Source organism: Paenibacillus sp. N119s (genome assembly GCF_059447605.1).
The window spans coordinates 1-513 of record NZ_JCAJRU010000507.1 but is presented as its reverse complement, the minus strand read 5'-3'; the positions used below and the strand labels follow the sequence as shown (position 1 = coordinate 513).

At 52.8% G+C, this 513-nt stretch carries 1 protein-coding gene; it reads right to left on the bottom strand.

The window, feature by feature from the left end; genetic code table 11:
- The coding region (locus AC5V8P_RS26045) for an AMP-binding protein (protein ID WP_495474111.1) at positions 1 to 513 on the bottom strand (513 nt) is incomplete at both ends.

The window sequence follows — 513 nt, the reverse complement described above, 5'->3', positions numbered from 1 at the left end:
GCTATCTGAGCTCGTGATGAGCAGCTCCAGACTGCTCATGTCAAGTCCCTGTTCATACACATGCTGCATAAACGGTATGATCAAGGCTGGTGTCGATTCAAACACCGTGATTTGGTAATCATGAATCCAGCCATATAGACGACTTGGGTCAATTCGGTCGTCTTTCGGGCAGATGACCATCGTGCCGCCGTTATAGAGCGTTCGTGCAATATCGCCGACGAACACGTCGAAAGAGAAGCTTGCCAGTTGCAGCAATCGTACCGGAAACTGGTTCAGACGGTAATCCCGGCGATACGCCGCAGCCGTATTCACCAAGCTGCGATGTTCGACCATGACGCCCTTTGGACGTCCGGTTGTCCCGGATGTGTAGATCACATACGCCAGATCCTGCGGCTCGTTGATCGGTTCAACATCCGTGGCATCCCCAGTGTACAGTGACTCATCATCCAGCGCCAATACAGTATGCAGGCGCAGCCCTGTTGCCGGTTCGGATACTGCTTCGCTATTAGACTT